The following is an 11,387-nucleotide window of genomic DNA, read 5'->3' as shown; positions in this document are numbered from 1 at the left end:
GATTTATAAGCATTATAGTCTAATTTTACCAGTTAAGTTGTGTAAGTCCCAATAGTGAATTTTTGCGCTCATAATACACATTTAGGCGATCATATTCAAATACTGCAAATTTTGACTACGGATTAAAATCCGCGCCCGTCGTTTCCATCCACCGCTTAAAAGACGGTGGTTTTCCACTTACCGATTTTTTATGATGAAACTTGTAAACAGGAAAAGCTTTCTTAACTATCTCTCTCAAAGTACTTAAAAATTTTGGTCAAGAATATGTAATTAATTTTGTAAATGTGTTTATCATAAAAAAAATATTTAGTCAAATACTGTAGGAAAAAGTGTTAAGCTTCATAAACTAAAAAAACTATCTACTGTTGGTGAAATAACCATTTATACAGTTAAAGTTAACGGTGAAATAGGACTTATACACCACTAATTTGTGTGAAGTCGAAATGCTCTGCAAGATTATAGATCAATGTTTATATTATACCAAATCAACCAAACGACGTAAATAGGTAATAATAAATGAGAATATTCTCAATAGTCTGCATTTAATTAATTTTTGTAACAATCGAAAAGATTAAAAATTACAAAGATGATTTTGAATACTAATTAGTTTTAGTTATAAAAAGTATGGTAGTAAAAAAACTTAATTTAAAGTGATTGACAAATTAGAGTAGATCGGCAAAAATTAAAAGTTGTGATTTAGCGGAACTGGCGGAATTGGTAGACGCGCTAGATTCAGGTTCTAGTGTTCGCAAGGACTTCCGGGTTCAAGTCCCGGGTTCCGCATTATCTAGGGATATGCAGCATTTCTTGATTAGTTATCAAAATCTAATGAGTAGGAAAATCACAATATCCCGCTCGTGTTTCACTCCTCAAATAAAATAAGTAATACTAGATAAAAAATAAAGTATAAGTAGTGCTGACCAGTGTACAAAATCCTTTAGTAAAGGAAATCCGTAAGCTTCATCAATCCAAAGGAAGAAAGGAACAGCAGTTATTTTTATTAGAAGGAACTCATTTACTAGAAGAAGCTTGCCATAAAAGTTATCCTCTTTTAACTGTATGTTGTACGCCTGAATGGCAAGAAAGACATCAATTTTTGTGGGAATTATTATCTCAAAAAGCTCAAAGGATAGAGTTAGTAAGTGAAAGGGTTTTGAAGTCTCTTACTACTACAGTTAATCCTGATGGAATAATAGCTATAGCCCCACAAAAATCAACAAATTCTGTCAAAATTGCCAGTTTGGGAATTGCTTTGGACAAACTTCAAGATCCTGGTAACTTTGGTACTATAATTAGGACAGCTACAGCAACAAATGTAGATGGTTTGTGGTTAAGTGCAGATAGTGTGGACTTATATCATCCTAAAGTGGTTAGAGCTTCAGCAGGGGTATGGTTTAAGTTGCCTATGGCAATTTCTAGAAATTTAAAGACTGAGGTATTAAAGTTACAAAATCAAGGTTTGCAAATTGTAGCAACAGTACCGAATTCAACTATAAATTATTGGCAAATTGACTTACGAAAACCTACACTAATAGTGTTAGGAAATGAGGGGTCTGGTATTTCACAAGATTTACTTGAGTTGGCTGATTATTCTGTCAAGATTCCTTTGGGTAATGAAGTGGAATCTTTGAACGTTGCTATCTGTACGGCTATAATTTTGTATGAAGTTCAACGTCAACGTCAATCTCAATCAAATTAAGTAGGTTGGTGTTGAAAATTATCGTTATGTAAAGCCAGAAGGCTGAAGGCAGAAGGGAAGATAGTTTTGGGCAAGTTTACTTTTCGTTAGATACTTCTGTTTTTTTGCACCATCCTACTTACTTAAATGATGAACCTATCTCAGTAATAATATTTTGGCTAAAAACCCTAAGTATTTTGATAGTTAGGGCTTGCTGATTAAATATCAAAGCATTTATAGACAAAGGTTTTAGCATTTTTAGGTCGAAAAAAGTTCGCAAGTTTTCAGTCTAAAATGCTCAAAAAGGAGCGCATTTTGGGAGGATTATGACAGAAAAGTCAAGGGACGATTATTCTGATTACTTCTTCTATAACTCCCACTTCTCCTAACTTCTGGATTCTGTGTTCTGGCTCCTACGCCTTACCAAAAAACTTTATTCAGCAAACCTAGTTAAAAATTAAAAATTCAGCTTTCCATAAACATTTTGCTTTAACAAATAAGTCGGTGAAAGATAATGGGATAGGTTATTAGAGTTGTCGCTAAATAGAGGGAAAAAATCGCTCCAACCTAGACAGAGCAATAATTCCAATGAATTTCACGCCCGGATAGCTACAATCTTTACAGAACAAGGCTTTTGGGGATTTTTTTAAGTTATAAAGCGACAAGTCTATTGTATTATTCTGAATCAGGTTCTGATAATGGTTTGCTTTGATGATTTGTCTCCATATATTGGTCTATGTCGGCGATCGCTTCTTCTAATTCTGATAAACTAAGTTTTGGATCTGACTGTTCAGTATCTTGAAGATAAGAATTAGATTTTTCATTGTTGGCTTCCTCAAGAGAGCTATTCAATTGTTTCTCAAAGGTTTCAATAAATGTTTTTGCCGCCTTACTACGAATATCTTTTTTATCCATATTAGTTTCTGTCCTTGTCATCTTCTTGTTAAGAGTTCAACTTATTTTTTATAAATTATAGGCATACAAACAGCAGGAGTCTAGATATTTTATTTCTAGTATCTTCCCAAAGCAAAAATTAAGTCTGCTTTATATTATTAATTAATAGCTAATATTTTGATGATTTGGGAATTTTGACAATTTTTTTTATAGAGGAATCGGATTATTAATTTTGACTACTTTTGTTGAGCTTTTAAATTTGCTCTACAATCCATGAATATTTTGAGTTATTTTTAGCTATCTATCATTCAAAATTTATATGAAATAAAGTTTATATAATTGTAAACATTTAGCTCTTAGCAGTCAGTGCTTGTCTAGGGAATGCTACGCAAACCCTGATTAGTAATTAATGAATTACTTCTAAGTTTTGGTCAGGGGACTTTGGCAGTAACTTTTATTCAAATTCTATTTCACAAGGCTACTTTTATCTACTTCAAATTTAATAGCTGATAGCTGGTGGCTGAAGCTTACATATAAACTGTTTTTAATCAAATAAAATCATTGTCTAAAAACTTAATACTTATAGATTTCAGTATTTTATCTGAAATAATGATATTTGTTTTTTTAAGTCATTATAGCAATCCTATTTTATTCGTGTCAAAAATATTACTGCTTTTTAGGGAACAGGGAACAGGTAATAGTTTCAGTTTTTTTATCTACTCTACTTTTTGATTTAGGGAACAGGGAACAGGGAACAGGGAACAGGTAATAGTTTCAGTTTTTTTATCTACTCTACTTTTTGATTTAGGGAACAGGGAACAGGGAACAGGGAACAGGTAATAGTTTCAGTTTTTTTATCTACTCTACTTTTTGATTTGTCGCAACCTATTTAGGATTGCTATATATCCTAAACATATAGTTAAGAAAGAATTGGTTAGGACATAGACTAATGACAAATCTTAGACTAGAAAATGTTTTTCCCACTATTCCCAGATCCGATGTTCCCTGCTATAAAAGTTTGATTTGTCGCAGCAAAAAAAGACTAAGTGAAACAATGTATGTATGCAAGGCTAGCTCATACATACATGAATGAATAATTTTTGAATATGGATTATGTACTTAATTTTCTCGCTCCTTGTGCTTTAAACTTATATTATTGCAGTTTCTTTTAGTCAAGAACTAAGTTAATCTGGGATCTAGAGGAAATTAAGTTCCAATAAATCCCAAATCAAATATTTAGCTACGTCCCTAAAATCTCAAATATTATAGTTTTTGCAAACATACAAACAGGTTTTAAAAACAACAGATGACTCAAGAATTTGATTACGACTTAATAATTATAGGCGCAGGTGTTGGTGGACATGGTGCAGCATTACACGCCACAACTTGTGGCCTAAAAACAGCTATTGTAGAAGCAGCGGAAATGGGTGGGACTTGTGTTAACCGAGGTTGTATACCATCAAAGGCTCTCCTCGCAGCATCTGGTAAAGTTCGAGAGTTACGAGATACTCACCACTTAAAAACTCTGGGCATTCAATTAGATAATGTAGGTTACGACCGACAAGTTATAGCTTCTCATGCTAGTAACATTGTTGACAAAATTAGAGGCGACATGACTAATAGCCTGAAACGTCTAGGTATAGACTTGATTAAAGGCTGGGGGCAAATGGCAGGTCAACAAAAAGTTATGGTTAAGACAGAGAAGGGAGAAGAAAACTTTACTGCTAAAGATATTATACTTGCTCCTGGGTCCATTCCATTTGTTCCTCCTGGAATAGAATTAGATGGCAAAACAGTCTTTACCAGTGATGATGCTTTGAAACTAGATTGGTTGCCACCCTGGGTAGCAATTGTTGGTAGTGGTTATATCGGACTAGAGTTTTCCGACATATATACTGCTCTTGGATCGGAAATTACAATGATTGAGGCATTAGATAGATTGATGCCTACTTTCGACCCAGACATAGCAAAAATTGCACAAAGAGTTCTAATTCAATCCAGAGATATTGAAACTAAGGTTGGTAAGTTAGCTATTAAGGTAACTCCCGGATCTCCTGTAATTATTGAACTCGCTGATGCCAAAACTAAAGAAGTAGAGGAGGTTCTAGAAGTAGATGCTTGCTTAGTTGCTACAGGCCGCATTCCCTACACAAAAAATTTGGGACTAGATTATGTCAGTGTAGAGACTGACCGTAGGGGTTTTATTCCAGTAAATGACAAAATGGCTGTTTTGTCAAGTGGTGAACCTGTACCTAATTTATGGGCAATCGGTGATGCTACTGGAAAAATGATGTTAGCTCATACAGCATCAGCTCAAGGAATAACAGTGGTAGAAAATATTTGTGGTCGTGATCGGGATGTAGATTATCTTAGTATTCCGGCGGCTGCTTTTACTCATCCAGAAATTAGCTATGTTGGTATGACTGAAACAGCAGCTAAGGATTTAGGAGCAGAACAAGGATTTGAAGTAGGCAGCGTAAAAACTTATTTTAAGGGTAATTCAAAAGCAATTGCTGAAGGAGAAACAGACGGCATTGCTAAAGTAATTTATCGTCAAGATACAGGAGAATTATTAGGAGTACATATTATTGGCCTTCATGCCTCGGACTTAATTCAAGAAGCAGCAAATGCTATAGCTCAAAAACAATCTGTTAATCAGTTATCTTTTAATGTACATACTCATCCTACTTTGTCAGAAGTTTTGGATGAGGCATTTAAACGAGCAACTGTTGGCTAGTTATTAATCTGAAGAAAATTGTTATATTTAGTTATTGTAACTAATATAGCAATTTACTATTCAGTCATCATTTTTTTTGTTCCAGAACTTAGTTTTGCTTTCATATCTTAGTTACTGTAAATTCAGCAGATTTAAGAAATTCTATACTGCTAAATCTTGAAAATCTAAAGGCGATAATAAAGAATCATTAAAAAATAGAGTAGTCCTAAAAATTTAAGAATATTGGTTATCCTTTAATTTTCAGGAGTTAAGCTCCAAAAATTATCTTTTATTTTGCGAGTTTAGTACTCTACTATTAATGACGATACTTATAGCAGCTTTCATATTTCATAGAATACAAAGATTTTGCCTTAAAGGCATTTCTGCTGTTTGCGCAGCATTCCGTAGTAAGGGCAAAAGGCAAAAGTATTGTAGTCAACATGAGTGAAAACCGCTATAAAATTGTCTGTGGTTTGTAGAGATAAAGAGACTTGTCGAAGGGTATTCCTATGTAATTAGACTTTCTAATTTCTGCCTTCTTCAATACTTATTTAAAATACCAAAAATAGTAAATTATCAAGATAAAATATAATGCAAATTCGTCGCCGACCACCAACTTCACCTGTAGAAATGGGTAGTTTACGTTATGAAGTTGCTTTGCCAAACTCAAAACCTCAAAATATTCTGGAAGAAATTGTTTGGTATAAAGAAAAAGAGGTAGATTCTCTGCGGGATAAACAACCATTAATTGAGTTGAAAAAGAAAATCAACTCAATGTCTGCTCCTCTAGATTTTTTATCTATTCTATCCACAGGAAAAACTCAACCTGCTGTAATTGCTGAAGTAAAAAAAGCCTCTCCTAGTAAAGGGATAATTAGAGAAGATTTTGAACCAGTTACCATAGCTAAAGCGTATCAACAAAATGGTGCAACTTGTATTTCAGTTTTGACAGATAAAAAATTCTTTCAAGGTAGCTTTGAGTATTTGTCAAATATTAGGAAAAATGTTGACTTACCACTACTGTGTAAAGATTTTCTGATTTATCCATATCAAATATATCTTGCTCGTTTACATGGAGCTGATGCTGTACTACTAATTGCGGCAATTTTATCAGACCAAGATTTAAAGTATTTTATCAAGATAGTTAATGCTTTAGGAATGACTGCTTTAGTGGAAGTTCATAGTTTAAAAGAGTTAGACCGAGTATTGACAATAGAAGGAGTTAAATTGGTAGGTATAAATAATCGCAACTTAGCAGATTTTTCAGTAGATTTACAAACTACTTGTAAATTAATGGAAGCTAGGAAGAAAGAGTTAAAAAAACTTGGAATTTTAGTAGTAAGTGAGTCAGGAATACATGGATATCAAGATGTAAATATTGTTAAAAATGCTGGTGTGGATGCTGTTTTAATAGGTGAGTCTCTGATGAAAAAAGCAGACCCAGGTGCAGCACTGCTAGAGCTATTTACGCAGTAAGCATTTCCTGCGGAATGCTGCACAAACAGCGGTCAGCTATTAGCTATCAGCTATTGATGATAGGAGAAAGTAAAAACAATTGATAAATCTTGGATAGAATTCAAACTTACTGTCAAGTTACGCTTATTTAAGCTTATAAGGAATTATTCATTATTTGCTAAAGTGCTGACTGCTAAGAGTTAAATGCTTACTTTAGATAATAATTAAATTAAGGGCTTAAAGTTATCCTTGGTTGAACAAAAATATTTCATTCTACAAGAAGGGTAAAAAAGCAAAAAGTATTTGAGTAAATTCTATAATTTAAAGGATAAGTTATTATTCATTGTTTGTTTAAGCTTTATCCATAATGTCTAGAATTAATTATAGTTAATAGCGATCAAATTTTTCCTTATTTCTTCTTTAAGAATAATTACTAATACAGCAACTCTATGATTTCTATTTATTTTTGAAATTATCGCATAGTATAATTAACCAAGATGTCAACCACTAGAAATAAAACTATGGAAGCAATACCAGTCCCCTCCCATATTCACTATGAACTGCTACTTCAGTTATTAGAAAAAAAGACAATTTTAGCAGTAGACTATAATACAAAGCAACACGTAAAAGCACGGGAACTTATTGTAACTGTGAGAAAAGCTTTAGCGCTACAAAAACAATTAGAAGAAAGTTGCAAGCTAGCAAATTTACCAATTGAATATCAATGGTCTCTTAATGAAACAGAAAAATAAATATTAACTGCATTAGAGAAAGTAAACAAATCTGGCTATTTCTTCTCGGAATCTCATTCCTCCTGGATTCTGAATTCTTGATTCTGGCTACTCCTCTTAAAAAAGACTTCCATAAGCAAACTCTAATTAGAAGAAGTTAATGCAGTTACTATTTCGGCGATAATTTGTGAAACTATTCAAAATCATTACTTCAACAACAAAAACTTTGTGATTAGTTTTAACTTCTAACTTTTACCAGATAAATAGTTGCTTCAAGTCTTGAGCGATTATTAATATCTAAAATGTAAATTCTCTAGAAAGAAAAATCAAAAAAATCCTCAAAAAAAAATAATTAAAATTAAATAACTCCTAAAATAACTAAAACTTTCTCAGGTGGGAATCTTAAAGAAAAAATAAGTTTTTTAAATAAAATGCTTCTCAATCAATAAACATATAAACTAACTCAAGTAAAACAAAACAAAGGAATAGAAATAATGAATGACAAACTAATGTTAATGATTCCAGGGCCTACTCCAGTACCAGAAACAGCCTTACTAGCTATGGCTAAACATCCAATAGGCCATAGAAGCAGTGACTTTTCCAAAATTATGGCAGAGGTGACAGAAAACCTCAAATGGCTACATCAAACAAAAAATGATGTGCTAGTTTTAGCATCTAGTGGAACCGGCGCTATGGAAGCAGGTATAATTAACTTTCTCAGTCCAGGCGATCGCGTACTGTGTGGATGTAATGGTAAATTTGGCGATCGCTGGGCAGAAGTAGCTACGGCTTACGGCCTCCAAGTCGAAAAGATCGCAGCAGAATGGGGCCAACCTCTGGACTCGGAAAAATTTCGCGAACAACTAGAGGCAGATAAAGATAAAAAAATCAAGGCAGTAATTATCACCCATAGTGAAACTTCTACAGGTGTCCTCAACGACCTAAAAACTATTAATAGTTATGTTAAAGCTCATGGTGAAGCATTAATTATAGTAGATGCCGTCACCAGTATAGGGGCAGTCAATATACCAGTAGATGAGTTAGGTCTTGATGTTGTTGCTTCAGGTTCTCAGAAAGGTTATATGATACCCCCTGGTGTAGCTTTTGTATCAGTAGGTGCTAAAGCTTGGACTGCATATGAAACAGCAAAATTACCACGTTATTATCTTGACTTGGGTAAGTATCGTAAAGATGCAGCTAAAAATACTACACCTTTTACCCCGCCAGTAAATTTATTCTTTGCCTTGCAAGCTACACTTAGAATGATGCAAGCTGAAGGATTAGAAAATATATTTACTCGGCATCAACGTTTAATGAGTACGACTCGTGCAGCAGTCAAAGCTTTAGGGTTGCCCCTGTTTGGGCCAGATACAGCAGCGAGTCCAGCTATTACGGCAGTTGCTCCTCCACCAGAAGTAGATGCAGAAAAAATACGGGCTATTGTAAGTAAGCGTTTTGATATCTCTTTAGCTGGTGGACAAAACCACCTAAAAGGGAAAATTTTCCGTATTGGACATTTGGGCTTTGTCAGCGAACGGGATGTTCTCACTGCTATCTCTGCATTAGAAGTTGCTTTGCGAGAGTTGAGATACGAAGCTTTTACTCCAGGAGCAGGTGTAGCTACTGCTTCTAGAGTTTTAGCTGAGTCATAAGTTAATTAGGGTTTGCGCTTCACTAGTCTTTTTGCTCTTTGTAGGGAGTAGGGAGTAGGCAGTAGGCAGTAGTTAGGACGTATAGCAATGAGCGCTGGTATATTTACAAATTGCAGGATTGGCCAAATAGCTAAAAGTCTTATATGATCAGCAATTTATTCCCCCTGTTGCCTGTTGCCAGATGAGCTGTTGCCTGTTGCCTGCGCACAGCGCTATAGAAGCAATGGTAATTACAGAATCAGTGGCCAAAACAATGGTAACAGTGATTTTTCGGCTTTTACTTCCCAAAAATCCTCACTTTTTTCAACATTGCTTGTGAAAAGCTCATACTTTTTCCAGACATAATTTGCCTCAAACCAATATCAGTCAATACTTTCCTATTTAATCAGCAAGCCCTAATTATTGATTGGTAGTTAGTAGTGAGTTGAAGATATGTATCACCAAATTTAATTCTACTACTAGCTACATATTGAAGAATATAGAATTTCAACGTTGTAATGAAAGATTTTAAGTTTAGTTTTGAACTGGAGTTAAATTATGCTGTTTCTAGTAATTATTCTGACATTTAGTTGAAATCATAAGTGGTTTCTAGCCAATCAAATATTTTATCTAATTGCTCTAGGGTAACTAAACCGTATTGCCATAATATCATTGGAAAAGCACTGAAGTCTGGTTTACGATCTACTAAGTTGGAACTAATACTAGCTCTTTCAGCAACTGCTATAGAAGCTGATGAAATAGATAATTCATCTTTCAAGAAATGGATAAAGCGAGCATAATTATTTGGTGTCATTTTTCTTTACCTCCTATTTTGTAGACACCATTCTCTTTGCAACTCTTGTTGATAAGAGAATATATAGAGTCACATCTTTAAGAGAATTATGATGTCAATAAAATTAATATTTTTTTGTATATTATTGATAGTTATTTACTATCATCAAGCAATAACTTCTCTTGGTATTGCTAGGATATGCCAGTTTTTTATCTGTTTACTAAACTCTACATTTTTTCAAAAAACTTAGAGTTAAACTCAACTAGAACTACTACTCCTGGACTATACTAAATTTTGAGAATAGCTTGGTTTGAATCTACATAAGTTACCTATGCTATTCCGCAAAACTAGCTATTAATTTCTAGAAATATTTAGTGAAATTATTGTTACTCAAAATGTATATACATTCAGATTGAAAAACAGTTCACTATCTGTCTAAACATTACAGAAGACTTTCTATTGAATTCTCTCTCTAGTCAAAAGATATAAAAGTCGCAGGTAAGCATTTCCTACAGACTGCTGCGCAAACAGCTATTAGCAGTCAACTCTTCCGTTTGTCATGCTATGCAAACAGCTTTTTAATAAATTAAGCAAGCATTTTCTTGACTTCTACTACATTTTTAAACAAAGAATTAAAGCACAAGAAAAACAAGCTTAAATTGTCCACTAAAGGTAATAAAGCTGTTTGCGCAGCATTCCGTAGGAATAGCTGATAGTTGACTGCTGTTTGCGTAGCATTCCGGAGGAAATGCTTACCGTCGCAGACCACAGTATCTAAGTAGGTAGTTGACCTTTTTCAAACTATTACTACTTACGAAGCTAAACTTGGTCGAGTCAATTTTTGGCAAAATAACTACTTTCTTTTAATATTTGTATGTATTTTTATTCACAATACAAACAATCTTTTATGTATCAATGCACAAAAGCATACAACTAGATTTTCACTCCTAGCAGAAAATATCATTATTCTCACACCAATCAATGCAATTAAATTAAGCAAAGCAAAAATATAATCTTAGCAAGACAAGTTTTTATATATCTTCCATACCTTCTTGGTCAAAGTAATACTCGTAACTCAGTTCAGCATTATCGATATCGTCAAAATATTTCTCTTACAGCTTGCGAAATTTAATTTAACTTGATTTATTTCCGATGAATAGAATAGCAGTATTGCAAACCATGAAAAGCTTAAGAATACATATTCTGGACTTTAGGTTAACAATGCTTTGAATCCATCTAAATAATGTCTGGGTTACCAATATAGCAAACTAAAACTTTAGTGTAAATATATAGTGAGTAAAATAATAAAAAGTTTTATTAGGTTTTGTCAACATAATTCAGAATTTTGCGATCTTTTAGCTTGTATTCAAAACATTATAGGTCTAGGGAATGGCAAAAAATAAATCATCCAAATTTTTGGACTAAATTAGTTTGTGGAGTTGAGATTGTAGGAAGCTTTTCACTTTGTTATAGTATTGATTGATAGATT

General features: G+C 33.5%; 7 protein-coding genes and 1 tRNA gene. 6 read left to right on the top strand and 2 right to left on the bottom strand.

The genetic code is table 11. The features are described 5' to 3' along the window. The first annotated feature begins 699 nt into the window (after positions 1-699). Positions 700-783: transfer RNA gene (locus AC3DU7_RS12800), tRNA-Leu, on the top strand. 130 nt (positions 784-913) lie between these two features. Continuing rightward, a complete protein-coding gene (locus tag AC3DU7_RS12795) occupies positions 914-1,699 on the top strand; it encodes a TrmH family RNA methyltransferase (RefSeq protein WP_488039726.1) in 786 nt (261 codons plus the stop codon). Between the two features lie 654 nt (positions 1,700-2,353). Here AC3DU7_RS12795 and AC3DU7_RS12790 read toward each other — a convergent pair. After that, a complete protein-coding gene (locus AC3DU7_RS12790; RefSeq protein WP_488039725.1) occupies positions 2,354-2,593 on the bottom strand; it encodes a hypothetical protein in 240 nt (79 codons plus the stop codon). A 1,285-nt stretch (positions 2,594-3,878) separates the two neighbouring features. On the opposite strand from AC3DU7_RS12790, the gene lpdA reads away from it, so the two are divergent. From lpdA to AC3DU7_RS12770, 4 genes are all read left to right on the top strand, one after another. After that, complete coding sequence (lpdA, locus tag AC3DU7_RS12785) at positions 3,879-5,309, top strand: dihydrolipoyl dehydrogenase (RefSeq protein ID WP_488039724.1); 1,431 nt, start codon at positions 3,879-3,881, stop codon at positions 5,307-5,309. Positions 5,310-5,879: 570 nt separating this feature from the next. Beyond that, positions 5,880-6,764 carry an indole-3-glycerol phosphate synthase TrpC gene (gene trpC, locus AC3DU7_RS12780; protein WP_488039723.1) on the top strand — a complete coding sequence of 295 codons (885 nt, stop codon included), beginning with the start codon at positions 5,880-5,882 and terminating at the stop codon, positions 6,762-6,764. Between the two features lie 500 nt (positions 6,765-7,264). Further along, on the top strand, positions 7,265-7,495 hold the full coding sequence (locus AC3DU7_RS12775) for a DUF5340 domain-containing protein (RefSeq protein WP_488039722.1): 231 nt from the start codon (positions 7,265-7,267) through the stop codon (positions 7,493-7,495). A 473-nt stretch (positions 7,496-7,968) separates the two neighbouring features. Further along, complete coding sequence (locus tag AC3DU7_RS12770; RefSeq protein WP_488039721.1) at positions 7,969-9,126, top strand: pyridoxal-phosphate-dependent aminotransferase family protein; 1,158 nt, start codon at positions 7,969-7,971, stop codon at positions 9,124-9,126. A 565-nt stretch (positions 9,127-9,691) separates the two neighbouring features. On the opposite strand, the gene AC3DU7_RS12765 is transcribed toward AC3DU7_RS12770, so the two are convergent. After that, positions 9,692-9,919 (bottom strand): DUF2949 domain-containing protein, encoded by a 228-nt coding sequence (locus tag AC3DU7_RS12765; protein ID WP_488039720.1) that lies wholly within the window; start codon positions 9,917-9,919, stop codon positions 9,692-9,694. Positions 9,920-11,387 lie beyond the last annotated feature (1,468 nt).

Source organism: Okeania sp. (assembly GCF_983059655.1).
Note: the sequence above shows the minus strand (reverse complement) of the source record. Positions and strands in the feature narration are given on the sequence as shown.